Raw genomic sequence first — 25,399 nt, 5'->3', positions numbered from 1 at the left:
CGTGGCCAAGCCGTTGGCCGGGCGGGTCCCCGGCCCGCTGCCGGACGAGGGCCCGGTCACCGGCGGAGGGGGTCCCTCCGCCGGCGCGGGGTCAGTGACCGGGGGCCCACCCGGCGTCCGCCGTCGCGGCCTCGGCCCGCTCGCGCAGGGCGCGGACCGCCCGGCCCGGGTCCTCGGCGCCGTAGACCGCGGACCCGGCGACGAAGACGTCGGCCCCGGCCTCGGCGCAGCGCTCGATGGTGTCGGCGGAGACGCCGCCGTCGACCTGGAGCCACAGGTCGAGGCCGTGCTTGCCGATGAGCGCACGGGTGCGGCGGATCTTGGGGAGCATGATGTCGAGGAAGGCCTGCCCGCCGAAGCCGGGCTCGACCGTCATGATCAGCAGCATGTCCAGCTCGGGCAGCAGGTCCTCGTACGGCTCGATGGGCGTCGCGGGCTTGAGCGCCATGGAGGCGCGCGCCCCCTTGGCGCGGATCTCGCGCGCGAGCCGTACGGGCGCCGCGGCCGCCTCGGCGTGGAAGGTGACCGAGCCCGCGCCCGCCTCGACGTACTGCGGGGCCCATCGATCGGGGTCCTCCATCATCAGATGGCAGTCCAGCGGCGTCTCCGTCGCCCGTGCCAGGGACTCTACGACCGGCACCCCGAGGGTGAGGTTCGGTACGAAGTGGTTGTCCATCACGTCGACGTGGAGCCAGTCCGCCCCGTCGACGGCCTTCGCCTCGTCGGCGAGGCGGGCGAAGTCTGCGGACAGGATGCTCGGGTTGATCTGCGCGGCCATGCCCCAAGCCTGCCATGCCCCGCGCCGCCCGCCCGCCCCGGTCCCGCCATGGTCTGCGGGCAGCCTCCCGCGCCCGTGCGCCGCGTGCCATGCTGGCCGTCCACCAGAGGCGCGTGGGCGGCAGGGGGGACCTATGCCAGGGACGCGGAAGGCGGGACGCGAGCGGCCCCGGGCGGCTCGCGAGGGAGTGGCGTGGCTGGTCTGCGGCCGGCGCACCAAATGGCTCGTCCTCGTGTTCTGGCTGGTCGTCCTCGTCGTCGCGGCACCGTTCGCCCAGAAGCTCACCGACGAGCAGGACAACACCACCTCGTCCTGGGTGCCGCGCTCCGCGGAGTCCACCCAGGTCCTCGACCTCGCCGAGGAGTTCCGGCCCGAGTCCATGCCGATGGTGGTCGTGTACGCGCGCGAGGACGGCCCCCTGACGGCCGCGGACCGCGAGCGCGTCCAGGAGGGCGTCGCCGGGATCAAGCAACTGCGGTCCCACTCGATCCGCGGCGACGAGACCCGCGGTCCCGCGTTCGACAAGAAGGGCGACGGCGCCCGGGCTGCCCAGGTGTACGTGCCGCTCACCATGGACAACGACACCTACAACGACCTGCCGAAAGCCGTCGACGACGTCCGCGACCGCGTGGGCGGCAGCGCGGGCGGGCTGGACGTCCACATCACCGGCCCGGCCGGCGTGAACGCCGACTTCGCGGAGGTCTTCGGCGACCTCGACTCCACGCTGCTGCTCGCCGCGGGCGCCGTCGTCGTGGTCGCCCTGCTCATCACGTACCGCAGCCCCGTCCTGCTCCTGGTGCCCCTCCTCTCGGCGTTCGTCTCCCTCTACGTCGCCCAGGCGCTGATCTACCTCCTGGCCGAGCACGCGGGCCTGACGGTCAACGGCCAGAGCGCGGGCATCCTCACCGTGCTCGTCTTCGGCGCCGGCACGGACTACGCCCTGCTCCTGGTGGCCCGCTACCGCGAGGAGCTGCGCCGCCACGAGGACCGGCACGAGGCCATGGCGCTCGCCCTGCACCGGGCGGGGCCCGCCGTGATCGCCTCCAGCGCGACGGTGGTCCTGAGCATGCTGGTGCTGCTCACGGCCGAGATGAACTCCACGCGCGGCCTCGGCCCGGTCGCCGCGATCGGCGTGGCCGTGGCGCTGCTCGCGATGCTGTCGCTGTTCCCCGCCCTGCTGGTGATCTGCGGCCGCTGGCTGTTCTGGCCGAAGATCCCGCACCACGGCTCCGCCGACCCCGCCGAGAAGGGCTTCTGGGCCCGCACGGGCCGCCTCGTCGCGCGCCGCCCCCGCATGACCTGGGTCCTCACCTCCGTGGCGCTCGCGGCGCTCTCCCTCGGCCTGCTCCAGCTCCGCGCGGCCGGGGTCAGCAACGACGACGCCTTCCTCGACAAGCCGGACTCCGTCACGGGCCAGGAGGTGCAGGCCAAGTACTTCCCGGCGGGCTCCGGCGACCCCCTGGTCGTGGTCGCCGACCGGGCGCGGGCCAAGGAGGTCGCCCGCGTCGTCGCGGGCACCGAGGGCGTGGACCCGGCCGGGGTCGCCGTACCGCCCGGCACGAAGCCCGAGCACGACGGGAAGGTCCTGTACGAGGCGGTCCTCACCGACCCGTCCGACAGCGACGAGGCCAAGGACACCGTCGAGCGCGTCCGGGACGCGGTGCACGCGATCCCGGACGCGGACGCGAAGGTCGGCGGCGGCACCGCGACACTGCTCGACATGGACAAGGCCACCATTCACGACGACAAGGTGGTGATCCCGCTCGTGCTCGTGGTGGTGCTGCTGATCCTCACCGTGCTGCTGCGGGCGGTCGTGGCGCCGCTGCTGCTCATCGCCACGGTCATCCTGTCGTTCTCCGCGGCCCTCGGCATCAGCGCGCTCGTCTTCCGCCACGTCTTCGACTTCCCCGGCGAGACGACGGACTTCCCACTGTTCGTCTTCGTGTTCCTCGTCGCCCTGGGCATCGACTACAACATCTTCCTCACCACGCGCATCCGCGAGGAGGCAGGGCTCCAGGGCACCCGCCCCGGCGTGGTGACCGCCCTGGCCGCCACCGGCGCGGTCATCACCTCGGCGGGCCTGGTCCTCGCGGGCACCTTCGCCGTCCTCGGCACCATCCCCATGGTCGCCTTCGTGGAAATAGGCTTCGCGGTCGCCCTGGGCGTCCTCCTGGACACCTTCATCGTCCGCTCGATCCTGGTCACCAGCCTGTTCCTGGACGCAGGAGAAAAAGTCTGGTGGCCCCGAAAGCCCCCCACCCACACCCCGGGATAACTCCCCCACACACCAGCACAGAACTCAGCCCGTCCGGCACTCAAAGACAAGTGCACGGCAAATCAGCCCGTCCGGCGCTTGAGGACAAGCGCGCAGCGCAACAACCCAGCCCGTCCGGCACTCAAAGACAAGCGCGCGACAACCCAGCCCGTCCGGCACTTAACGACAAACGCGCGGCAAATCAGCCCGTCCGGCGCTTGAGGACAAGCGCGCAGCGCGACAACCCAGCCCGTCCGGCACGCGAAGACAAGCGCACGGCAAATCAGCCCGTCCGGCGCTTGAGGACAAGCGCGCAGCGCGAAAAGGGGGCCCAGGGGCGAAGCCCCGGCGGGCCCGAGCCCGGGGCCCGGGGCCCGCCAGGGCCCCGGTCAGTTCACCCGCCGCATGACCGCCAAGTACATCGCATCGGTGCCATGAACATGAGGCCACAACTGCACATCAGGCCCCTCCCCCAGCCCCGGCACCCCGGGCAGCAGCGGCCGCGCGTCGAGCAACTCGGCGCCGCCCCGCTGCTTGAGCACGTCGTCCACCACGGCCCGGGTCTCCGCGAGGTGCGGCGAGCACGTGGCGTACCCCACGACTCCCCCGACGCGTACGGACTCCAACGCGTTGTGCAGCAGCGACCGTTGCAGCGGGGCGAACCCCTCCAGGTCCTCGGGCCTGCGCCGCCACCGCGCCTCGGGCCGCCGCCGCAGGGCGCCGAGCCCCGTGCAGGGCACGTCCATCAGGACCCGGTCGAACGTGCCGGGCCGCCACGGCGGGCGCGTACCGTCGGCGGCGATGACCTGGTACGGCCCCGGGTTCCCGGCCAGGGCCTGGCCCACGAGGCCGGCCCGGTGCGGCTGCTTCTCGGAGGCGAGCAGGACCGCCCCGCGCTCAGCGGCGAGCCCCGCGAGCAGCGCGGCCTTGCCGCCGGGCCCGGCGCACCCGTCCAGCCACTTCGTGTCGGGCCCGTCGACCGGGGCGTTCGCGAGCGCGAGTGCGACGAGCTGGCTGCCCTCGTCCTGCACCCCGGCACGGCCGAGGCGCACCGCGTCGATGCGCCCGGGCTCGCCGCCCTCGGCGAGCCGCACGGCGTACGGCGACCAGCGCCCCGGCACCGCGCTGTCCTCGCCCAGCGTGTCCAGCAGCTCGTCGGCGGTGGACCGTCCGGGGCGGGCCACGAGGGTCACCTCGGGCCGTTCGTTGTCGGCCTCCAGCAGGTCCTCGATGCCGCCCCGGCCGCCGCCGAGCGAGTCCCACAGGGCCGAGACGACCCATCGCGGGTGCGAATGCACCACGGCGAGGTGGTCCTCGGGGTCGTCGTCGTAGGGCGGGGCCACCTTCTCCAGCCACCCGTCGAGGTCGTCGCCCGCGACCTTGCGCAGCACGGCGTTGACGAACTTCGCCCGCCCGTCGCCGAGCACCACGCGCGCCAGCTCCACGGACGCGGACACGGCGGCGTGCGTGGGGATGCGGGTGCCGAGGAGCTGGTGCACCCCGAGGTTCAGCACGTCGAGCACGGGCGGGTCGACCTCGCGCAGCGGCCGGTCGATGCAGGCGGCGACGATCGCGTCGTACGTGCCCTGCCGGCGCAGCGTGCCGTACACGAGCTCGGTGGCGAGCGCCGCGTCCCGCGCGTCGAACCCCTCGTCGCGCTCGCGGGCCTTGCGCAGCAGCGGCGGCAGGACGAGGTTCGCGTACGCGTCGCGCTCGTCCACGGCCCGCAGCGCCTCGAAGGCGAGGATGCGCACGGGGTCCTTCTGCGGCCGCCGGTAGGGCTTGCCGGGCTTGCGCGGACGGCGCTTGGCTTGGTCGTTCAAAGGTGCTCCGCTGATGGGGTACGAGCGTGGGTACGGGGTCCGCGTGCGGGCGCGGGTACGCGCGAGCGTCCCGGGCGGCGGGCGGCGCGTACGCGGGGCGCGCGCCACGGGGCGGACCCCCTCAGCGTACGTCGGCCGCCCCGGCCCTCCCACCCGCCTCCCGGCCCACCGGTCCCCCGGCCCCGGCCCCGGCCCCGGCGGCGGACCTACGCGCCGAGCCGCTCGTCCGGGGCGATCCGCACCCCGCGTGCCCAGTCGGCGGCGGCCATGGGCTTCTTGCCCTGCGCCTGCACCCAGAGCAGCTCCACGGCGTACGAGCCCGTACCGACGTACAGGTTCTTCTTGCCCGCGGACAGCTCGCCGGGCGCGAGGTCGGTCCGGTCGGGCACCGGCACGGCTTGGATCAGCTTCAGGCGCTCGCCGCGGAAGACGGTCCAGGCGCCCGGGGCGGGCGTGCAGCCGCGTACCACGCGGTCCACGCGCAGCGCCGGGGCCGCCCAGTCGATCTGGGCGTCCTCGACGGTGATCTTCGGCGCGACGGTGACGCCGTCGGCGGGCTGCGGCACGGCGGTCAGCGTGCCGTCCTCGATGCCGTCCATCGTCGCGGCCAGCAGCCCGGAGCCCGCGAACGCGAGCCGGGTCAGCAGGTCGCCGCTGGTGTCGGTGGGGCGGATCTCCTCGGTGACCGTGCCGTACACCGGGCCGGAGTCCAGGCCCTCCTCGATCAGGAAGGTGGAGGCACCGGTGATCTCGTCCCCGGCCATGATCGCGTGCTGTACGGGGGCCGCGCCGCGCCAGGCGGGCAGCAGCGAGAAGTGCAGGTTGACCCAGCCGTGGGCGGGGATGTCGAGGGCCGCCTTCGGCAGCAGCGCGCCGTAGGCGACGACCGGGCAGCAGTCGGGCGCGATCTCGCGCAGCCGGGCCAGGAACTCCTCGTCGCGCGGCTTCGCGGGCTTCAGGACCTCGATGCCGGCCTCCTGCGCGCGCTCGGCCACCGGGCTCGCCACCAGCCTGCGGCCCCGGCCCGCGGGGGCGTCGGGGCGCGTGACGACGGCGGCCACCTCGTGCCGGCCGGAGGCGATCAGGGCGTCCAGGGCGGGGACGGCGACCTCGGGGGTGCCTGCGAAGACCAGCTTCACTGGGTGCTACCTCGGATTTCTGGGGGTCGGCGGCGGCTCTCGGCGGCGACGCGCCGTGCGGGCACGGCGGCGCACCAGTCTAGGCCGCCACGGTGCCGCCCCCTGCGGGCCGCCCGCCCTCACCACGGGGCCCGGTCCGCGCCGTCGCCACGGGCCCGCCGCCCACGTCCGCCCGCGCCGAGCGCGGCGGCGGCCGCTGAGCCGTCCGGGGGATGCCCCGTCGGTGGCGCCCCGACGGCGCACGGCCCTATGCGGCGCCCCGGGGGCGTACGCACGCTCGTGCGCCCTGCGCATATGCGGATACGCCCTGCAACCGTGACCACACACGGCGTAGCGCGTTGGTCAAGAAAAGGTTGACCGGAACGGGCCGCACGAGGCAGACGCGGCCCACTCCCCATACCCCCTACCAGCACCACCAATCACCACAAAAGTTCCCTCCCGTACGTCCCGGCGGTCAGGCAGGCAGTCAGGCAGTCAGGACACCGACGTCCCCCCGCTCCGCCCGTCCCCGCACCACCGAACGCCCGCGCACCACAGAACTCCCCGCACCACCGAACTCCCCCGCACCACAGACCTTCCTTGTCGACAACTCCCCGACCCCGATCCCTCAACGCCGGTTCGAGAGGCTTGTTCATGGCCGACCACGCAACCCACGACGCCCAGGCACGGGCCAGCCTGCACCTGCTGGTGCGGGACATCGAGCGGGTCCGCCGGCAGGTGGACGCGCTGCGCACCCTCACCGCGCAGCTCGGCAACGTCTACCGCCCGCGTCGCTCCAGCCCCTCCGCGGGCTTCGTCGTGTACGGGCGCGCACCCGCTCCGACCGTCCGCCTCGCCCAGGAACTGCGGGACAGCGTCGAGACGCTGGTCACCGCCGCGGTCGACTTCGACCGCTCCCTGGGCTTCTCGTGGGACGCGGTGGGCTCCGCGCTCGGCGTCACCAAGCAGGCGGTGCACCGCCGGTACGGCGCCCGGCGGACCACTCCGCAGGCCACGACCACCGCCGAGCCGGAGCGCGCAGCCGAGCCGGCCACCGCCGCCGCCACCGCCCGCACGGTCCCCATGGGCCCCCCGCTCCCCTCCGTCCCCGCGGCCAGGGCCATGCCGACCCAGCCGACAGCGGGCAGCCCCGGCCTGCGCGACGACGTCCGCCCCAGCGCCTTCCCCGGCCCGCGCAACGGCTGACCACACGAGTGCCCCCGCCCGCCGTCACGTCGACGGCGGGCGGGGGCATCGGTGTGTCCGGGGCCTCCGGTGTATCCGGAGGCTCCGGTGTATCCGGAGGCTCCGGTGTATCCGGAGGCTCCGGTGTGTCCGGGGGCTCGGGCTCCGGTCCCCGGGCACGCGCCGCGCCCGGGGGCCCGCTGTACCGATGGACCCGCACCGGCCGCCCCCGCGGGCCCCGGCCCGAGGCCGTCTCACCCGATGTCCGCCGGATCGATCCGCACCCGCACCGCCTGCTGCGCCCCCAGGCCCCGCGCCATCCGCGCGGCCTGCGCCGTCTTCAGGGCGCGGGCCAGCGCCGCGCCGCTGCCCGGCGGCACCCGCACCAGGACCCGCTCCCACCGCTCCCCCGGCGGCGCGTCGCCGGGGCGGCGCGGACGGCCGGGCTCGACGGCGGGCACCGGCACCGGGCCGAGCACCTCGGCGTCCGGGGGCAGGTGGGCCTGGCCCAGGAACTCGGTGAGCGCCTCGGGCGTACCCGTCACCGACGCCATCCGCGACACCGGCGGGAACCCCAGCTCCGCCCGCTCGGCCAGCTCCCGCACGGCGTGCCCGGCGGGGTCCCAGCGCACCAGCGCCTGCACCGGCCGCAGCGTCGGCTCGGCGACCACCACCACGGTGCCGCCCTCACCCTGGTCCCGTACCAGCGCGGCAGCGCCGATCCACCGCCGCAGCGCGTCCTCACCGGCCCGCAGGTCCGGCCGCCCGAGCATGGCCCAGCCGTCCAGGAGCAGCGCGGCGGCGTACCCGCCCTCGGCCACCGGCTCGGCGCCCGGCGTGCTCACCACCAGGGCGGGGGCCGGGCCCACCGTGTCCAGGACCTGCTCGCGCCCCGAGGTGCGCACCGGGACCGCCGGGAACGCCCGGCCCAGCTCCTCCGCGGTGCGCCGCGCGCCCACGACCTGCGCGCGCAGCCGGAAGCCACCGCACTCCGGGCAGTGCCAGGCGGCCTCGTCCCGCCCGCACCAGCCGCACACCAGGGGCCCGGCGTCCCGGGCCTCCAGCGGCCCGGCGCAGTGGCGGCACCGGGCGGGCTCCCGGCAGCGCTCGCACGCGAGCCGCGGTACGTAGCCCCGCCGGGGCACCTGGACGAGGACGGGGCCCCGCCGCAGTCCGTCCCGGGCGATCTGCCAGGCCAGGCTCGGCAGCCGGGCGGCCCGCGCGGCCTCGTCCCGGGCGAGGTCGCCGTCCCCCACGGTCCGTACCAGCGGCGCGGCGGCGCGTACCTGCTCCCGGTCGGCGGCGAGCGGCGCGGCCCAGCCGCTCTCGACGAGCTGGGCCCCCTCGACCGTACAGCTCCAACCCCCCAGCAGGAACGCGCACTTGTCCCGTGAGGCGCGCAGTTCAAGGACCTCGCGCACGTGCGGGAACGGGGCGTTCTCGTCCGCGTGGCCGGGGTCGCCGTCGTCCCACACGACGACCAGACCGAGCTTCCTGACCGGCGCGAACATGGCGGCCCGCGTGCCTACGACGGCGCGCACGGCGCCGCGGCGCACCGCGAGCCACTCCCGGTACCGCCTCTCCTGACCGGCGTCGGCGGTCAGCAGGGCGTGCTGCCCCTCGCCGAGCAGCGCCCGCAGCGCCGCGTCCACACGCGCGGCGGGCCGCCCGGCCGGTACGACGACGAGCGCGCCGCGCCCCGAGGCCAGCGTCGCCTGCACGGCCCGGGCGATCTCCTCGGCCCACAGGGGCCCCGGCAGCGCGGTCCACACGGCCCGCGGCGCCCCGCCCGCGGCCAGCGCAGCGAGGAACTCCGGCCCGCGCGCGTACCTCCGCCACGAGCCGGGGTCCGGCTCCGGGCGCGCGGCGGTCGGAGGCGGCGACGGGAGCCCCTCCGCGCGCGCGTGCCGCGGCGGCACCGCGAGCTGCAGGACGTCGGCGAGGCTGCCCGCGTACCGGTCGGCCACGGCGCGGGCGAGCCCGAGCAGCTCCTCGTCGAGCACGCGCTCGGGCGACACGACCTGGGCGAGCGCGGCCAGCGGGCCCGTGTAGTCCGACTCGGCGACGCGCTCGACGAGGAAGCCGTCGACGAGGCCGCCGCCCTCGCGCCGCCCGTCGCGCACGTTCCGCGTCCCGGCGCCGAACCGCACCCGCACCCGCACCCCGGGCTGCGCCTGCGCGTCCAGCTCCTCGGGCACCGCGTAGTCGAAGTACCGGTCGAGGTGCAGCACCCCCTTGTCCACCACCACCCGCGCCACCGGCAGCGACCCGGCCAGCGCGGCCCCCCGCCACGTCCGCGGCTTGGCCCGCGGCACCTTGGCCTTGCGCACGCTGTCCCTGATGAGCGCGAGCTGCTCGGGCTGCACCCCGGCGGACCGCTCACCCTCCTCGTTCTCGCTGCTCACAGCAGCATTCCTACCAGACGACTCCGACACCCCAGCCCGCCGGGACACCCCACCTCCCGCGCCCGCCGACTGGCTGCTTTCGCCTTCTCGACATCCGCCGGCGCGGGCGGGCAGGGGTCCCCGTCCCGGTGGCAGGACATCTCGTCGCCGTACGACGGCGGGCACGGGACAGGAACGGGGACGGGGCGGCACCGGACACGGACCCGCCGCGACCGGCCGCCCCCTCCTGACGCGCCGAGGCCCGGCGCCCCCGAACAGGGGCGCCGGGCCTCGGTGGAGCCGGAGGGGAGGGTGTCAGCCCTCCAGGCCCGCGGCCTTGCGCAGGGCGTCGACGCGGTCCGTCTTCTCCCAGGTGAAGTCCGGCAGCGCCCGGCCGAAGTGGCCGTACGCGGCGGTCTGGGAGTAGATCGGGCGGAGCAGGTCGAGGTCGCGGATGATCGCGGCCGGGCGGAGGTCGAAGACCTCGCCGATGGCCTGCTCGATCTTGTCGGTGTCGACCGTGTTGGTGCCGAAGGTCTCGACGAACAGGCCGACCGGCTCGGCCTTGCCGATCGCGTAGGCGACCTGGACCTCGCAGCGGGCGGCGAGGCCGGCCGCGACGACGTTCTTCGCGACCCAGCGCATGGCGTAGGCGGCGGAGCGGTCGACCTTGGACGGGTCCTTGCCGGAGAAGGCGCCGCCGCCGTGGCGGGCCATGCCGCCGTACGTGTCGATGATGATCTTGCGGCCGGTCAGACCGGCGTCACCCATCGGGCCGCCGATCTCGAAGCGGCCGGTGGGGTTGACCAGCAGGCGGTAGCCCTCGGTCTCCAGCTTGATGCCGTCGTCGACCAGGGCCTTCAGCTCCGGCTCGACCACGAACTCGCGGATGTCCGGGGCGAGCAGGGAGTCCAGGTCGATGTCCGAGGCGTGCTGGGAGGAGACCACGACCGTGTCGAGGCGGACGGCCTTGTCGCCGTCGTACTCGATGGTGACCTGCGTCTTTCCGTCGGGGCGCAGGTAGGGGATGGTGCCGTTCTTGCGGACCTCGGACAGGCGGCGCGAGAGGCGGTGCGCGAGGTGGATCGGGAGCGGCATGAGCTCCGGGGTCTCGTCGCAGGCGTAGCCGAACATCAGGCCCTGGTCGCCGGCGCCCTGCTTGTCCAGCTCGTCCTCGTCGCCCTCGACACGCTGCTCGTACGCCGTGTCGACACCCTGCGCGATGTCCGGGGACTGCGCGCCGATGGACACCGACACGCCGCAGGAGGCGCCGTCGAAGCCCTTCTTCGAGGAGTCGTAGCCGATCTCGAGGATCTTGTCGCGCACGAGCTGCGCGATCGGCGCGTACGCCTTGGTCGTGACCTCACCGGCGACGTGCACGAGGCCGGTCGTGATGAGCGTTTCGACGGCGACCCGGGACGTCGGGTCCTCGCGCAGAAGCGCGTCGAGAATGGTGTCGCTGATCTGGTCAGCGATCTTGTCGGGGTGGCCCTCGGTCACGGACTCCGAGGTGAAGAGACGGCGGGACACATCGCTCCCTGTGGTTGCAGCGGCTGCTGGCTGATCATTGGCGGACGGGCCGAGAGCTGCGCTCGACGTCGTCCGAGACCAGTTTATCGGTCGTGCAGGGCCGCAGGGCCACCCGCCTCGTCCCAGTCGAGGCCTGTGACCTGCGGCACTGCATTGTGCGATACGACGATCGGTCTCCACCAGAGGGTCCGGGGCCCGCGTACGACGGGTTCAGGACGTGTTTAAGGCGGGCCCACGGCGCCCCGTGGGGTGAATAGCGCCTTCCGGTTGTGCCACCGCCGCGCCGTTCAGGCCGGATCAGGTCACTCAGGCCGGATCAGGTCAATCGGGTCGGATCAGGTCACTCAGGTCGCTTCGGGCCGAATCCGGTCAGTACGCGACTGATTCCATCGGTACTGGATGGAGCAGGCCGTCACGGGTCCATGCGGGTCGGATCAGGGCAACGCAGATGCCTTGGGCCCGTGCACGGCCTTCGGCACGGGCCGTCCGGCGTCGCACTCGCGGCCTCAGTCGAGGGGCGGGCCGGCGAGGCGGGGGGCGACGAGGTCCCAGACGGTGTCCGCGAGGTCGTCCTTGGGGCCGTACGGCACCGGGGTCTCGCTGCCGTCGGAGCCGAGCACCACGGCCTCGTTCCGCTCGGAGCCGAAGGTCTTGCGCTCGCCCACCTCGTTGACCACGAGCAGGTCGCAGCCCTTGCGGGCGAGCTTGGCGCGCCCGTTGGCCAGGACGTCGTCGGTCTCGGCGGCGAAGCCGACGACGACCTGGCCCGGGCGCGGGCGGTCGGCCGCGAGCTCGGCGAGGATGTCGGGGTTGCGGACGAGGGCGACGGGGGCGGGGTCCTCGCCGTCCTTCTTCTTGATCTTCCCGGCGGCGTACGCGGCCGGGCGGAAGTCGGCCACGGCCGCGGCCATCACCACCGCGTCGGCGTCGGCGGCGGCCTTCAGGACGGCCTCGCGGAGCTGTACGGCGGTGCCCACGGGCACCACGTCGACGCCCGCCGGCTCCGGCAGCGCCGCGTTGGCCGAGACGAGCGTGACCCGGGCGCCGCGCGCGGCGGCGCTGCGGGCGAGGGCGTAGCCCTGCTTGCCGGAGGAGCGGTTGCCGAGGAAGCGCACGGGGTCGAGGGGCTCACGGGTGCCGCCCGCGCTGACCACGACGTGGCGGCCGGCGAGGTCCTGGCCGCCGGTGCCGCGCGCAAGGACCCGGCGTACGACCTCGAACAGCTCGGCCGGCTCGGGGAAGCGGCCCTTGCCGGTGTCGACGCCCGTGAGGCGGCCGACGGCGGGTTCGACGACGAGGGCGCCGCGGCGGCGCAGGGTCGCCACGTTCTCCTGGGTGGCCGGGTGCTCCCACATCTCCGTGTGCATGGCGGGCGCGAAGACCACCGGGCAGCGCGCCGTGAGCAGGGTGTTCGTCAGGAGGTCGTCGGCGAGGCCGTGGGCGGCCTTGGCGAGCATGTCGGCGGTGGCGGGCGCCACGATCACCAGGTCGGCGCCCTGGCCGATGCGGACGTGGGGGACCTCGTGGACGTCGGACCAGACCTCCGTGGAGACGGGGTGGCCGGACAGCGCCGACCAGGTCGGGGCGCCGACGAACTGCAGCGCCGACCGCGTCGGCACGACGCGCACGTCGTGGCCGGACTCCGTGAGCCGCCTGAGCAGCTCGCACGCCTTGTAGGCGGCGATCCCGCCGCTGACCCCCAGAACGACCTTCGGCTTGTCCACGGTGCCTCCCCGCACTTGCCCGCACTCCGACGCGTACGCGCTCACGGGCGCGCACGACTCCATGACACACCACAGGCCCGGCAGTCGCGCTGCCGGGCCTGTGGTGAACGTATGACTGCTTACTGCGCCGGGCCCTCGACGGCCTCGGACGTCAGCAGGCCCGCGTTGATCTCGCGGAGCGCGATCGACAGCGGCTTCTCGTGGACGTGGGTGTCCACGAGCGGGCCGACGTACTCGAGGAGGCCCTCGCCGAGCTGCGAGTAGTACGCGTTGATCTGACGGGCGCGCTTGGCGGCGTAGATCACGAGGCTGTACTTCGAGTCGGTGGCCTCGAGCAGTTCATCAATCGGCGGGTTGATGATGCCCTCGGGCGCGGTGATGGAAGAGGACACTCTCTGCCTTCCGAAGGGGGTGAAGATCAAACAACTTTCATCAAGGCTAGCAGCTCGCGCGCCACGTCCTCGACCGAGGTGTTGACCAGGGTGGTGTCGAACTCGGGCTCCGCGGCCAGCTCCACGCGCGCGGCCCGGAGCCTGCGCTCGATCACCTCGGCGGCCTCGGTGCCGCGGCCGGTGAGGCGGCGCACCAGCTCGTCCCAGCTCGGCGGGGCGAGGAAGACGAGCTGGGCGTCGGCCATCGACGCCCGGACCTGCCGCGCGCCCTGGAGGTCGATCTCCAGCAGGACGGGCTCGCCCGCCTCGAGCCGGTCCATGACCGCGCGCCGGGGCGTGCCGTAGCGGTTGCCCGCGAATTCCGCCCACTCCAGGAGCTCGCCGTTGGCGATCAGCTTGTCCATCTCCTCGTCGGAGACGAAGAAGTAGTGCACACCATGGCGCTCGCCGGGGCGCGGCTTGCGGGTCGTCGCCGAGACCGAGAGCCAGACCTCGGGGTGTTCCTTGCGCATATGGGCGACGACCGTGCTCTTGCCGACCCCGGAGGGGCCGGAGAGCACGGTCAGCCGCGGACGTTCACTCATGCAGCGATTATCCAGGTTCTCAGGGGTGCCCGAGACCAGGTTCGCGCGACGGCTCGGAGCCGTCAGGCGCCGCTGCCGCCGAACTCGCGCTCCAGGGAGGCGATCTGGTTGGAGCCGAGGCCCCGCACGCGGCGGCTTTCGGAGATGCCGAGGCGCTCCATGATCTGCTTGGCGCGGACCTTGCCCACGCCCGGCAGGGACTCAAGGAGGGCGGAGACCTTCATCTTGCCGATGACGTCGTTCTCCTGGCCCTGCTTGATGACCTCGTGAAGGGAGGCGCCGGAGTGCTTGAGTCGATTCTTGACCTCGGCCCGCTCCCGGCGAGCCGCGGCGGCCTTTTCGAGCGCGGCTGCGCGCTGTTCAGGGGTAAGGGGCGGAAGAGCCACGCCTACGTCACCTCGAAGATCGAACTGTCGGATACGGACCGGTGAGGAACCTAGTCGCCCCACACCAGGGGAGCAACGTGCAACGCGCTTGCCCGTTGGCTCTGCTCGGAGACTAGCGGCCATGGCCGCCGGAGTCAGCGAGAACAAGCGAAAAGTCCAGGTCAGCCTCTGTCGAGCCAGGCATACCGGACAAAATGCCCCGGATTTGGCCGGGTGTCGCGTAAACAACGTGTCAGTTCGGGACGGTTACGCCCCGCCGACCGCCCGCCGTACCTCGTCCGCGAACCGCGCGGCCGCCCCGCGCAGCGCCCCCGCGTCGGGGCCCGCCGTGAGCACGCCGCGGCTCACGTTCGGTACGACGTTGCGCACGGCCGCGCCGAAGACGCGGGGCAGGTCGGCGGGGGTCGCGCCCTGCGCCCCGATGCCGGGGGCGAGGAGCGGGCCGTTGATGGCGAGGTCGAAGGAGGACAGGTCGCCGAGGGTGGCGCCGACCACCGCGCCGTAGGAGCCCATGGGCTCGGCCCCGGCGTTCTCGCGCGCGAGGTGCGCCAGCATGGTCGCGCCGATCGTGCGCCCGTCGGCGCGCTGCGCGCGCTGCACCTCCGCGCCCTCCGGGTTGGAGGTCAGGGCGAGCACGAACAGGCCCGCGCCGCTCTCGCGGGCCAGGTCCGCGGCGGGCCGCAGGGACTCGTAGCCGAGGTACGGCGAGACCGTCAGGGCGTCCGAGAACAGCGGCGCGCCCGGGCGCAGGAAGGCCTCAGCGTACGCGGCCATGGTGGAGCCGATGTCGCCCCGCTTGGCGTCCATGACGACGAGGCCGCCCGCGGCGCGCAGGTCGGCGACGGCCCGCTCCAGGACGGCGACGCCGCGCGAGCCGAAGCGCTCGAAGAAGGCCGCCTGTGGCTTGAAGACGGCGACCTGGTCGGCGAGGGCCTCCACGACGGTGCGCGTGAAGGTCTCCAGGCCCTGGATGTCGTCGTCCAGGCCCCACGCGGCCAGGAGCGAGGCGTGCGGGTCGATGCCCACGCAGAGCGGGCCGCGGGTGTCCATGGCGTGGCGCAGCCGCGTACCGAAGGGTTCCTGATGGCTCATGCGGTGGAGGCCTTTCGCGTGTCGGCGCCGATCGCTTCGGCGAGCGTGGCGTACGGGGAGGCGGCGAGCCGGGCGGCGAGCCCCTTGTGGATCGCGCGGGCCCAGAACGGGCCCTCGTAGACGAAGGCGCTGTAACCCTGCACCAGGGTGGCGCCGGCGAGGATGCGCTGCCAGGCGTCCTCGGCGGTCTCGACGCCGCCGACGCCCACGAGGGTGATCCGGTCGCCCACGCGCGCGTAGAGGCGCCGCAGGACGTCCAGGGAGCGCTCCTTCAGGGGCGCGCCGGAGAGTCCGCCGGTCTCGGCGGTGAGCGCCGGGTCGGAGACGAGGCCGAGGCCCTCGCGGGCGATGGTCGTGTTGGTGGCGATGATGCCGTCGAGGCCGAGTTCGACGGCGAGGTCGGCGACCGCGTCGACGTCCTCGTCGGCCAGGTCGGGCGCGATCTTCACGAGCAGCGGGACGCGGCGGCCCTCGACGCTGCGGTCGGCGGCCTCGCGCACGGCCGTCAGGAGCGGGCGCAGGGACTCGGTGGCCTGGAGGTTGCGCAGGCCGGGCGTGTTGGGCGAGGACACGTTGACGACGAGGTAGTCGGCGTGGCGGGCCAGGCGCTCGGTGGACTTCACGTAGTCGGCGGCGGCCTCGGCCTCCGGGACGACCTTGGTCTTGCCGATGTTGACGCCGACGACGCCCTTGAAGACGGGCTCGCGGGCGGCGAGGCGGGCGGCCACCGCGGCCGAGCCGTCGTTGTTGAAGCCCATGCGGTTGATCAGGGCGCGGTCCTGGACCAGGCGGAACAGCCGCTTCTTGGGGTTGCCGGGCTGCGGCTCGCCCGTGACGGTGCCGATCTCGACGTGGTCGAAGCCGAGCATCGCCATGCCGTCGATCGCGACGGCGTTCTTGTCGAACCCGGCGGCGAGCCCGAAGGGCCCGTGCATGCGCAGGCCGAAGGCCTCGGTGCGCAGCTCCTTGTAGCGGGGCGCGAGCGCGGCGGCGAGGAACGTGCGCAGGACGGGGACGCGCGCGGCGAGCCGGATCCAGCCGAAGGCGAGGTGGTGGGCGCGCTCGGGGTCCATGCGCTGGAAGAAGAGCCGGAAGAAGAGTACGTACATGCTGGAGTCCTCATGAGGAGGGGGACACCGCGTTCGGTGTCCCCCTCATGGGTTGCTGGGCGAGCGTGCGAAGTCGGCTGCGGTACGGATGCGCCCCGAAGGGGCGCGGGGAACTGCGCGACCAGCCACGACGGAGTCGCGGACGAACGACGCCGGGCGCAGCGCAACCCGCGGAGCGCCTAGTCGCGGGCGGCGATCAGGTGCTGTGCGTGTTCCTGGAGCGAGCGCACGCCCACTCCGCCGTGGTGGAGCGCGTCGATGCCCTGCACCGCGGCGGCGAGGCCCTGGACCGTCGTCAGGCACGGCACGGACCGGGCGACGGCCGCGGTGCGGATGTCGTAGCCGTCGAGGCGGCCGCCGGTGCCGTAGGGCGTGTTGACGATGAGGTCGACCTCGCCGTCGTGGATGAGCTGGACGATGGTCCGCTCGCCGTTCGGGCCCTCGCCCTCGGACTGCTTGCGCACGACGGTGGCGTTGATGCCGTTGCGCCGCAGCACCTCGGCCGTGCCGGACGTGGCGAGCAGCTCGAAGCCGTGGGCGACCAGCTCCCGGGCCGGGAAGATCATCGAGCGCTTGTCGCGGTTGGCGACGGAGATGAACGCGCGGCCCTTGGTCGGCAGCGGCCCGTAGGCGCCCGCCTGCGACTTGGCGTACGCCGTGCCGAAGACGGAGTCGATGCCCATGACCTCGCCGGTGGAGCGCATCTCCGGGCCGAGCACCGTGTCGACGCCGCGGCCCTGGATGTCGCGGAAGCGCGACCAGGGCATGACGGCCTCCTTGACGGAGATCGGCGCGTCCAGCGGCAGCTCGCCGCCGTCGCCGTGGGCGGGCAGCAGCCCCTCGGCGCGCAGCTCCGCGACGGTCGCGCCCAGCGAGATGCGGGCGGCGGCCTTGGCCAGCGGGACCGCGGTGGCCTTGGAGGTGAAGGGCACCGTGCGCGAGGCGCGCGGGTTGGCCTCCAGGACGTACAGGATGTCCCCGGCCATGGCGAACTGGATGTTGATCAGGCCGCGGACGCCGACGCCGCGCGCGATGGCCTCCGTGGAGGTGCGCAGGCGCTTGATGTCGTGGCCGCCGAGGGTGATCGGGGGCAGGGCGCACGCCGAGTCGCCGGAGTGGATGCCGGCCTCCTCGATGTGCTCCATGACGCCGCCCAGGTACAGCTCGTGGCCGTCGTAGAGCGCGTCCACGTCGATCTCGATGGCGTCGTCGAGGAAGCGGTCGACGAGGACCGGGCGGTCGGCGCTGATCTCGGTGGACTCGGCGATGTACGCCTGGAGGCGGGCCTCCTCGTACACGATCTCCATGCCACGCCCGCCGAGGACGTACGAGGGCCGTACGAGCACCGGGTAGCCGATCTCGTCGGCGATCTCCTTGGCCTCGGCGAAGGTGGTGGCGGTGCCGTGCTTGGGCGCGGGCAGGCCGGCCTCGGCGAGCACGCGGCCGAAGGCGCCGCGGTCCTCGGCGGCGTGGATGGCCTCGGGCGAGGTGCCGACGACCGGGACGCCGTTGTCCTTCAGGGCCTGGGAGAGGCCGAGCGGGGTCTGGCCGCCGAGCTGGACGACGACGCCCGCGACCGGACCCGCGACGGACTCGGCGTGCACGATCTCCAGGACGTCCTCCAGGGTGAGCGGCTCGAAGTAGAGCCGGTCGGAGGTGTCGTAGTCGGTGGAGACGGTCTCCGGGTTGCAGTTGACCATGACGGTCTCGTAGCCCGCGTCGCTGAGCGCGAAGGAGGCGTGCACGCAGGAGTAGTCGAACTCGATGCCCTGGCCGATGCGGTTCGGGCCGGAGCCGAGGATGATCACGGCGGGCTTCTCGCGCGGCGCGACCTCGCTCTCCTCGTCGTAGGAGGAGTAGAAGTACGGCGTCTTCGCGGCGAATTCGGCGGCGCAGGTGTCGACCGTCTTGTAGACGGGGCGCACGCCGAGGGCGTGCCGCACCTCGCGCACCACGTCCTCGCGCAGGCCGCGGATCTCGGCGATCTGCGTGTCGGAGAAGCCGTGCCGCTTGGCCTCGCCGAGCAGCTCGGCGGTGAGCTCGTCGGCCTCGGCCAGCTCGTCCGCGATCTCCTTGATCAGGAAGAGCTGGTCGACGAACCACGGGTCGATCTTCGTGGCGTCGAAGACCTCCTCGGGGGTGGCGCCGGCGCGGATGGCCTGCATGACGGTGTTGATGCGGCCGTCGGTGGGGCGCACGGCGGCGCGCAGCAGGGTGTTCTTGTCGCCGGTCTTGCCGGTGAAGGCGAACTGGCTGCCCTTCTTCTCCAGGGAGCGCAGGGCCTTCTGGAGGGCCTCGGTGAAGTTGCGGCCGATGGCCATGGCCTCGCCGACCGACTTCATCGTGGTGGTGAGCGTCGAGTCCGCCTGCGGGAACTTCTCGAAGGCGAAGCGCGGGGCCTTGACGACGACGTAGTCGAGGGTCGGCTCGAAGGATGCCGGGGTCTTCTCGGTGATGTCGTTGGGGATCTCGTCGAGGGTGTAGCCCACGGCCAGCTTGGCAGCGATCTTCGCGATCGGGAAGCCGGTGGCCTTCGACGCGAGCGCAGAGGACCGCGAGACGCGCGGGTTCATCTCGATGACGATGACGCGGCCGTCGGCCGGGTTCACCGCGAACTGGATGTTGCAGCCGCCGGTGTCGACGCCGACCTCGCGGATGATCGCGATGCCGACGTCCCGCAGGATCTGGTACTCGCGGTCGGTGAGGGTCATCGCGGGCGCGACGGTGATGGAGTCACCGGTGTGCACGCCCATGGGGTCGAAGTTCTCGATGGAGCAGACGACCACGACGTTGTCGTTCTTGTCGCGCATCAGCTCCAGCTCGTACTCCTTCCAGCCGAGGATGGACTCCTCCAGGAGCACCTCGGTGGTCGGCGAGAGGGTGAGGCCCTGTCCTGCGATGCGGCGCAGCTCGTCCTCGTTGTGCGCGAAGCCGGAGCCCGCGCCGCCCATGGTGAAGGAGGGGCGGACGACGACGGGGTAGCCGCCGAGCTCCTCGACGCCGTTCAGGACGTCGTCCATGGAGTGGCAGATCACCGAGCGCGCGGACTCGCCGTGGCCGATCTTGCCGCGGACGGCCTCGACGACCTCCTTGAACAGGTCGCGGTCCTCGCCCTTGTTGATCGCCTCGACGTTCGCCCCGATCAGCTCGACGCCGTACTTCTCCAGGACGCCCTGCCCGTGCAGGGAGATCGCGGTGTTGAGCGCGGTCTGGCCGCCGAGGGTGGGCAGGAGCGCGTCGGGGCGCTCCTTGGCGATGATCTTCTCGACGAACTCCGGGGTGATCGGCTCGACGTACGTGGCGTCGGCGATCTCCGGGTCGGTCATGATCGTCGCGGGGTTCGAGTTGACGAGGATGACGCGCAGTCCCTCGGACTTCAGGACGCGGCACGCCTGCGTCCCCGAGTAGTCGAACTCCGCTGCCTGGCCGATGACGATCGGGCCGGAGCCGATGACCAGGACGGACTGGATATCGGTGCGCTTAGGCACGCTGGCCCTCCATCAGGGAAGTGAAACGGTCGAAGAGGTACGCGGCGTCGTGCGGGCCCGCGGCCGCCTCGGGGTGGTACTGGACGCTGAACGCGGGTCGGTCGAGGAGCTGGAGCCCCTCCACCACCTGGTCGTTCAGGCACACGTGGGAGACCTCGGCGCGGCCGTAGGGGGTGTCGGAGACCCGGTCGAGCGGCGCGTCGACGGCGAAGCCGTGGTTGTGCGCGGTGACCTCGACCTTGCCCGTGGTGCGGTCCTGCACGGGCTGGTTGATGCCGCGGTGGCCGTACTTCAGCTTGTACGTGCCGAAGCCGAGGGCGCGGCCGAGGATCTGGTTGCCGAAGCAGATGCCGAACAGCGGCGTGCCGCGCTGAAGGACCTCGCGCATGAGGGCGACGGGTCCTTCGGCGGTGGCGGGGTCGCCGGGGCCGTTGGAGAAGAACACCCCGTCGGGCTCGACGGCGTACACGTCCTCGGCGGTCGCGGTGGCGGGCAGCACGTGCACCTCGATGCCCCGCTCGGCCATGCGCTGCGGGGTCATGCCCTTGATGCCGAGGTCGATCGCGGCGACGGTGAACTTCTTCTCGCCGATCGCGGGGACGACGTACGCCTCCTTGGTGGCGACCTCGGCGGACAGGTCCGCGCCCTTCATCTGGGGCTGCCCCTGCACCCGGGCGAGCAGCTCGGCGTCGGGCGCGAGGGCCTCGCCGGAGAAGACGCCGACGCGCATGGCGCCGCGCTCGCGCAGGTGGCGGGTGAGGGCGCGGGTGTCGATGCCGCTGATGCCGACGACGCCCTGGCGCGCCAGCTCCTCGTCCAGGGTGCGGCGCGAGCGCCAGCTCGACGGCACCCGGGCGGGGTCGCGCACCACGTAGCCCGCGACCCAGATCTTCTGGGACTCGGGGTCCTCGTCGTTGACGCCGGTGTTGCCGACGTGCGGGGCGGTCATCACCACGACCTGGCGGTGGTACGACGGGTCGGTGAGGGTCTCCTGGTAGCCGGTCATGCCGGTGGAGAAGACGGCCTCGCCGAAGGTCTCCCCCACCGCGCCGTAGGCGCGGCCGCGGAAGACTCGGCCGTCCTCCAGGACGAGTACGGCGGGGATCTTGGTGGCTCCCCGTGTGGAGGTCGTCATCGTGCGCCTTCCGTTTCCGTCGTGCTGTCGATCGCGGCGCCGGCGCCGGTGATCTCGGTGCTGTTGATCATGTTGTTGAGGGTCTCGACCCACTCCGCCTGCTCGGCGGCGCGGTCGGAGCGGAAGCCGGAGTCGAGCAGCTTGTCGCCGTGGGCCCAGGTGACGATCAGCAGGCCGCCCTCGGCGAGGACCTTGCCCGCGATGCCCTTGTCGAGCCGGGCCTCGCGCAGGGCCTGCCTCGGGATGAAGAAGTCCCGCGCCCCGGGGCGGACCACGTCCAGGCCCGCGTCGGTCAGGGTCAGCTCCACCCGGCTGCGGGTGCCCAGGCCGTGCGCCACGATGCGGTCCAGCCACTGGCCCGCCGTGGTGGAGCCGTGGTAGCGGCCGGTCAGCTCCAGTCTCACCGGGCCGGGGTCGGACGGCACGCCAGGGAGATCCGGCAGGTCGCTCTGGAGGGTGCCGCGCCACTTCCAGCCCTCGCGCATCAGCCAGTAGACGAGCGCGATGAAGAGCAGGATGCCGACGACCCAGCCGAGCCGGGCGGCCCAGTCGGTGACCTGAGCCGACTTCTCGTCGGCGGCGAGCTGGGGCAGGGCGGAGGAGGTGCGGAGGTGCGGTGTCACTGGAGCTTCCCGTCGACGAGCGTGGCCCGACCCCGCAGCCAGGTGTGGGTGACGCGTCCCGGCAGCTCGCGGCCCTCGTAGGGGGTGTTGCGGCTCCGGGAGGCGAAGCCCGCGGGGTCCACGGTGCCACGGTATGCCGGATCGACGAGGGTGAGGTTGGCGGGCTCGCCGGGCGCGACCGGGCGGCCCTGGCCCGTCGCCCGCCCGATCTCGGCGGGCTTGACGGACATGCGTTCGGCGACGCCGGCCCAGGTCAGCAGGCCGGTGTCGACCATCGTGTGCTGGACCACGGACAGGGCGGTCTCCAGGCCCACCATGCCCATGGCGGCCGCGGCCCACTCGCAGTCCTTGTCCTCGTGCGGGTGCGGGGCGTGGTCGGTGGCGACGATGTCGATGGTGCCGTCGGCGAGGGCCTCGCGCAGCGCCATGACGTCGGCTTCCGTGCGCAGCGGCGGGTTGACCTTGTAGACCGGGTTGTAGCTGCGCACCAGCTCGTCGGTGAGGAGCAGGTGGTGCGGGGTGACCTCGGCGGTGACGTCGATGCCGCGGGACTTGGCCCAGCGGACGATCTCCACGGAGCCCGCCGTGGACAGGTGGCAGATGTGCACGCGGGAGCCGACGTGCTCGGCGAGGAGCACGTCCCTGGCGATGATCGACTCCTCGGCGACGGCGGGCCAGCCGCCGAGCCCGAGCTCGGCCGAGACGACGCCCTCGTTCATCTGGGCGCCCTCGGTGAGCCGGGGCTCCTGGGCGTGCTGGGCGACGACGCCGCCGAAGGCCTTCACGTACTCCAGGGCGCGCCGCATGATCACGGCGTCGTCGACGCACTTGCCGTCGTCGGAGAAGACGGTGACCCCGGCGGCCGACTCGTGCATGGCGCCGAGCTCGGCGAGCTTCCTGCCCTCCAGGCCGACGGTGACGGCGCCGATCGGCTGGACGTCGCAGTAGCCGGACTCCTTGCCGAGCCGCCAGACCTGCTCGACGACGCCCGCGGTGTCGGCGACCGGGAAGGTGTTGGCCATCGCGAACACCGTGGTGTAGCCACCGCTGGCGGCGGCGCGGGTGCCGGTGAGGACGGTCTCGGAGTCCTCGCGGCCCGGCTCGCGCAGGTGCGTGTGCAGGTCGACGAGGCCCGGAAGCAGCACCTTGCCGCCGGCCTCGACGACCTCGGCGCCGTCGGCCGCGAGGTCCTGGCCGACCTCGGCGATCTCGGCACCGTCGATCAGCACGTCCTGCGGCTCGCCGCCGAGTACGCGCGCACCGCGGATCAGGATCTTGCTCATGGTCTTACTTCTCCTCGGTACGGGGGTGGGAGGCGGCGGCGGGCTCCTGGCCGCCGAGCAGCAGGTACAGCACGGCCATGCGGATGGAGACGCCGTTGGCCACCTGCTCCACGACGGTGCAGCGGGGCGAGTCGGCGACCTCGGCGGTGATCTCCATGCCGCGGACCATCGGGCCGGGGTGCATCACGACGGCGTGCTCGGGCATCTTCGCCATCCGCTCGGCGTCGAGGCCGTAGCGGCGCGAGTACTCGCGCTCGGTCGGGAAGAACGCGGCGTTCATCCGCTCGCGCTGCACGCGCAGCATCATCACGGCGTCGGACTTGGGCAGCACCCGGTCCAGGTCGTAGGAGACCTCGCACGGCCAGTTCCCGACGCCGACCGGCACCAGCGTGGGCGGGGCGACCAGGGTGACCTCGGCGCCGAGGGTGTGCAGCAGGTCGACGTTCGAGCGGGCGACGCGGCTGTGCAGGATGTCGCCGACGATCGTGACGCGGCGGCCGGTGAGGTCCTGGCCGATCCCGGCGTCCTTGCCGACCAGGCGGCGGCGCATGGAGAAGGCGTCGAGCAGGGCCTGCGTGGGGTGCTGGTGGGTGCCGTCACCGGCGTTGATCACGGCCGCGTCGATCCAGCCGGAGTTCGCGAGTGTGTACGGCGCGCCGGAGGCTCCGTGCCGGATGACGACGGCGTCGACACCCATGGCCTCCAGGGTCTGGGCGGTGTCCTTCAGGGACTCGCCCTTGGAGACGCTCGACCCCTTGGCGCTGAAGTTGATCACGTCGGCGGACAGGCGCTTCTCGGCGGCCTCGAAGGAGATCCGGGTGCGCGTCGAGTCCTCGAAGAAGAGGTTGACGACGGTACGGCCGCGCAGCGTCGGCAGTTTCTTGATCGGCCGGTCGGCGACGCGGGCCATCTCCTCCGCGGTGTCGAGGATGAGGACGGCGTCGTCGCGGGTGAGGTCGGCGGCCGAGATGAGGTGTCGCATCATCGGGTGGGCTCCGTAGGGATGACGGGTGTGCGGGTGCCTGGCGGCGCCCCGTGCCGGACGGCGGGCACGCGGGCGCGCGGCAGCGCGCGCACGGTCCGCGGGGGGCGGGGTGCGTCGGGGAAGGGCGGAGGCTACTGCTCGCCGGCCGGGGCGGCCTGCTTGGCACCGAGCAGCACGGCGTCGCGGCCGTCCTCCTCGGCGAGCTGGACCTTGACGGTCTCCCGCAGCGACGTGGGGAGGTTCTTGCCGACGTAGTCGGCGCGGATGGGCAGTTCCCGGTGGCCGCGGTCGACGAGCACGGCGAGCTGCACCGCGCGCGGGCGGCCGATGTCGTTCAGGGCGTCGAGGGCGGCACGGATGGTGCGGCCGGAGAAGAGCACGTCGTCGACGAGGACGACCAGGCGGCCGTCGATGCCGTCACCGGGGATCTCGGTACGGGCGAGCGCACGCGGTGGGTGCATGCGCAGGTCGTCGCGGTACATCGTGATGTCGAGCGAGCCGACGGGGACCTTGCGGCCGGTGATCTCCTCGAGCTTCGCGGCGAGCCGGCGGCCGAGGAAGACGCCGCGGGTCGGAATGCCGAGCAGCACCACGTCGTCGGCGCCCTTGGCGCGCTCCACGATTTCGTGGGCGATACGGGTCAACACCCGTGCGATGTCCGGGCCTTCGAGAACGGGCCGCGGCACACCGGAGGCATGCGTGTCCATGAAAACGGACCTCCTTCTCCGCCTCACGGGACGGACTTTAAAGGACGTCGAATGTCTGCTGAGGTGCGCCGACTGGCGCCACAGCGTCTTTCACGGTACCAGCATCGGCAACGCGGGCCGTCACCTCCCCCCGGAAGAGGCCCTCGGACCCATTCGGCTTGACGCAGCCAAGTAACGCTGCGTAACCTCACAGTGAGTCACCAAGCCGCGCGGCGGAGCCGCACGTTGTCACAGCGTCCGGGGAGCTATATGTCCAGCGAATACGCCAAACAGCTCGGGGCCAAGCTCCGCGCCATCCGTACCCAGCAGGGCCTTTCCCTCCACGGCGTGGAGGAGAAGTCCCAGGGGCGCTGGAAGGCGGTCGTGGTGGGGTCGTACGAGCGTGGCGACCGCGCCGTGACCGTGCAGCGCCTTGCCGAGCTGGCTGACTTCTACGGCGTTCCCGTGCAGGAACTGCTTCCGGGCACCCCGCCCGGCGGCGCCGCCGAGCCGCCGCCCAAGCTGGTCCTGGACCTGGAGCGCCTGGCCCACGTCCCGGCCGAGAAGGCGGGCCCCTTGCAGCGGTACGCCGCCACGATCCAGTCGCAGCGCGGCGACTACAACGGCAAGGTGCTCTCCATCCGCCAGGACGACCTGCGCACCCTCGCCGTGATCTACGACCAGTCGCCCTCGGTGCTCACCGAGCAGCTCATCAGTTGGGGCGTCCTGGACGCGGACGCGCGCCGGGCCGTCGCCCACGAAGAAGTCTGAGCCCGTTCGGGAGCCCTCAGCAGAAACGTGCCGCCGGGGTGGCCGGAAACCGAGAAGGTTTCCGGCCAC

20 protein-coding genes are annotated in these 25,399 nt (G+C 73.0%); 3 read left to right on the top strand and 17 right to left on the bottom strand.

Annotated elements, in window-relative coordinates; genetic code table 11:
• Positions 1-91 precede the first annotated feature (91 nt).
• A complete protein-coding gene (gene rpe / locus IE330_RS19505; protein WP_190137339.1) occupies positions 92-778 on the bottom strand; it encodes a ribulose-phosphate 3-epimerase in 687 nt (228 codons plus the stop codon).
• Positions 779-911: 133 nt separating this feature from the next.
• Between rpe and IE330_RS19500 the strand changes: the two genes are divergently transcribed.
• A complete protein-coding gene (locus IE330_RS19500) occupies positions 912-3,053 on the top strand; it encodes an MMPL family transporter (protein WP_190137338.1) in 2,142 nt (713 codons plus the stop codon).
• A gap of 368 nt (positions 3,054-3,421) precedes the next feature.
• Here the strand turns inward: IE330_RS19500 and IE330_RS19495 are convergent, their stop codons facing one another.
• Positions 3,422-4,855: an RsmB/NOP family class I SAM-dependent RNA methyltransferase gene (locus IE330_RS19495; RefSeq protein ID WP_190137337.1), complete on the bottom strand. Its 1,434-nt coding sequence runs from the start codon at positions 4,853-4,855 to the stop codon at positions 3,422-3,424.
• A gap of 206 nt (positions 4,856-5,061) precedes the next feature.
• Positions 5,062-5,994: a methionyl-tRNA formyltransferase gene (gene fmt, locus IE330_RS19490; RefSeq protein ID WP_190137336.1), complete on the bottom strand. Its 933-nt coding sequence runs from the start codon at positions 5,992-5,994 to the stop codon at positions 5,062-5,064.
• 633 nt (positions 5,995-6,627) lie between these two features.
• Between fmt and IE330_RS19485 the strand changes: the two genes are divergently transcribed.
• Positions 6,628-7,179 (top strand): hypothetical protein, encoded by a 552-nt coding sequence (locus IE330_RS19485; RefSeq protein ID WP_190137335.1) that lies wholly within the window; start codon positions 6,628-6,630, stop codon positions 7,177-7,179.
• 233 nt (positions 7,180-7,412) lie between these two features.
• Here the strand turns inward: IE330_RS19485 and IE330_RS19480 are convergent, their stop codons facing one another.
• From IE330_RS19480 to pyrR, 14 genes are all read right to left on the bottom strand, one after another.
• Positions 7,413-9,563, bottom strand: coding sequence for a primosomal protein N' (locus IE330_RS19480; RefSeq protein WP_190137334.1), 2,151 nt, complete (start codon positions 9,561-9,563; stop codon positions 7,413-7,415).
• Positions 9,564-9,857: 294 nt separating this feature from the next.
• Positions 9,858-11,072, bottom strand: a complete 1,215-nt coding sequence (gene metK / locus IE330_RS19475) for a methionine adenosyltransferase (protein ID WP_190137333.1) — start codon at positions 11,070-11,072, stop codon at positions 9,858-9,860.
• A gap of 506 nt (positions 11,073-11,578) precedes the next feature.
• Positions 11,579-12,796, bottom strand: a complete 1,218-nt coding sequence (gene coaBC, locus IE330_RS19470; RefSeq protein ID WP_190137332.1) for a bifunctional phosphopantothenoylcysteine decarboxylase/phosphopantothenate--cysteine ligase CoaBC — start codon at positions 12,794-12,796, stop codon at positions 11,579-11,581.
• A gap of 119 nt (positions 12,797-12,915) precedes the next feature.
• Positions 12,916-13,188: a DNA-directed RNA polymerase subunit omega gene (rpoZ, locus tag IE330_RS19465; RefSeq protein WP_003982715.1), complete on the bottom strand. Its 273-nt coding sequence runs from the start codon at positions 13,186-13,188 to the stop codon at positions 12,916-12,918.
• Positions 13,189-13,214: 26 nt separating this feature from the next.
• Entirely contained in the window at positions 13,215-13,772 is a 558-nt protein-coding gene (gmk, locus tag IE330_RS19460; RefSeq protein WP_190137331.1) for a guanylate kinase, read from the bottom strand.
• A 62-nt stretch (positions 13,773-13,834) separates the two neighbouring features.
• Entirely contained in the window at positions 13,835-14,158 is a 324-nt protein-coding gene (locus IE330_RS19455) for an integration host factor (protein WP_016638838.1), read from the bottom strand.
• Between the two features lie 246 nt (positions 14,159-14,404).
• Complete coding sequence (gene pyrF, locus IE330_RS19450; RefSeq protein ID WP_190137330.1) at positions 14,405-15,250, bottom strand: orotidine-5'-phosphate decarboxylase; 846 nt, start codon at positions 15,248-15,250, stop codon at positions 14,405-14,407.
• Positions 15,247-16,359: a quinone-dependent dihydroorotate dehydrogenase gene (locus IE330_RS19445; RefSeq protein ID WP_190137329.1), complete on the bottom strand. Its 1,113-nt coding sequence runs from the start codon at positions 16,357-16,359 to the stop codon at positions 15,247-15,249. The genes pyrF and IE330_RS19445 overlap by 4 nt, the downstream gene beginning before the upstream one ends.
• Positions 16,360-16,538: 179 nt before the next feature.
• The gene (gene carB / locus IE330_RS19440) at positions 16,539-19,847 is read right to left on the bottom strand and encodes a carbamoyl-phosphate synthase large subunit (protein WP_190137328.1); all 3,309 of its coding nucleotides are present in this window, start codon (positions 19,845-19,847) and stop codon (positions 16,539-16,541) included.
• Complete coding sequence (gene carA / locus IE330_RS19435; protein WP_190137327.1) at positions 19,840-20,982, bottom strand: glutamine-hydrolyzing carbamoyl-phosphate synthase small subunit; 1,143 nt, start codon at positions 20,980-20,982, stop codon at positions 19,840-19,842. Before carA ends, carB begins: the two co-directional genes overlap by 8 nt.
• On the bottom strand, positions 20,979-21,605 hold the full coding sequence (locus IE330_RS19430; protein ID WP_229925775.1) for a PH-like domain-containing protein: 627 nt from the start codon (positions 21,603-21,605) through the stop codon (positions 20,979-20,981). Before IE330_RS19430 ends, carA begins: the two co-directional genes overlap by 4 nt.
• Positions 21,602-22,888, bottom strand: a complete 1,287-nt coding sequence (locus IE330_RS19425) for a dihydroorotase (RefSeq protein ID WP_190137326.1) — start codon at positions 22,886-22,888, stop codon at positions 21,602-21,604. The genes IE330_RS19430 and IE330_RS19425 overlap by 4 nt, the downstream gene beginning before the upstream one ends.
• Positions 22,889-22,892: 4 nt before the next feature.
• Positions 22,893-23,873, bottom strand: a complete 981-nt coding sequence (locus tag IE330_RS19420) for an aspartate carbamoyltransferase catalytic subunit (RefSeq protein ID WP_190137325.1) — start codon at positions 23,871-23,873, stop codon at positions 22,893-22,895.
• A gap of 131 nt (positions 23,874-24,004) precedes the next feature.
• Positions 24,005-24,580: a bifunctional pyr operon transcriptional regulator/uracil phosphoribosyltransferase PyrR gene (gene pyrR, locus IE330_RS19415; protein ID WP_190137324.1), complete on the bottom strand. Its 576-nt coding sequence runs from the start codon at positions 24,578-24,580 to the stop codon at positions 24,005-24,007.
• A gap of 249 nt (positions 24,581-24,829) precedes the next feature.
• Between pyrR and bldD the strand changes: the two genes are divergently transcribed.
• Positions 24,830-25,330, top strand: coding sequence for a transcriptional regulator BldD (gene bldD / locus IE330_RS19410; RefSeq protein WP_016638847.1), 501 nt, complete (start codon positions 24,830-24,832; stop codon positions 25,328-25,330).
• Positions 25,331-25,399: the final 69 nt, after the last annotated feature.

Origin of the sequence: Streptomyces longispororuber (assembly GCF_014656095.1) — a bacterium.
GTDB lineage: Bacteria > Actinomycetota > Actinomycetes > Streptomycetales > Streptomycetaceae > Streptomyces > Streptomyces longispororuber.
The sequence above is the reverse complement of the archived record's forward strand: the minus strand, read 5'-3'. Positions and strand labels throughout refer to the sequence as shown.

Coding starts and splice junctions, on each gene's coding strand:
- rpe (WP_190137339.1), bottom strand. CDS start 778: ATGGCCGCGCAGATCAACCCGAGCATCCTGTCCGCAGACTTCGCCCGC.
- IE330_RS19500 (WP_190137338.1), top strand. CDS start 912: ATGCCAGGGACGCGGAAGGCGGGACGCGAGCGGCCCCGGGCGGCTCGC.
- IE330_RS19485 (WP_190137335.1), top strand. CDS start 6,628: ATGGCCGACCACGCAACCCACGACGCCCAGGCACGGGCCAGCCTGCAC.
- gmk (WP_190137331.1), bottom strand. CDS start 13,772: ATGAGTGAACGTCCGCGGCTGACCGTGCTCTCCGGCCCCTCCGGGGTC.
- pyrF (WP_190137330.1), bottom strand. CDS start 15,250: ATGAGCCATCAGGAACCCTTCGGTACGCGGCTGCGCCACGCCATGGAC.
- IE330_RS19445 (WP_190137329.1), bottom strand. CDS start 16,359: ATGTACGTACTCTTCTTCCGGCTCTTCTTCCAGCGCATGGACCCCGAG.
- carA (WP_190137327.1), bottom strand. CDS start 20,982: ATGACGACCTCCACACGGGGAGCCACCAAGATCCCCGCCGTACTCGTC.
- IE330_RS19425 (WP_190137326.1), bottom strand. CDS start 22,888: ATGAGCAAGATCCTGATCCGCGGTGCGCGCGTACTCGGCGGCGAGCCG.
- IE330_RS19420 (WP_190137325.1), bottom strand. CDS start 23,873: ATGATGCGACACCTCATCTCGGCCGCCGACCTCACCCGCGACGACGCC.
- pyrR (WP_190137324.1), bottom strand. CDS start 24,580: ATGGACACGCATGCCTCCGGTGTGCCGCGGCCCGTTCTCGAAGGCCCG.
- bldD (WP_016638847.1), top strand. CDS start 24,830: ATGTCCAGCGAATACGCCAAACAGCTCGGGGCCAAGCTCCGCGCCATC.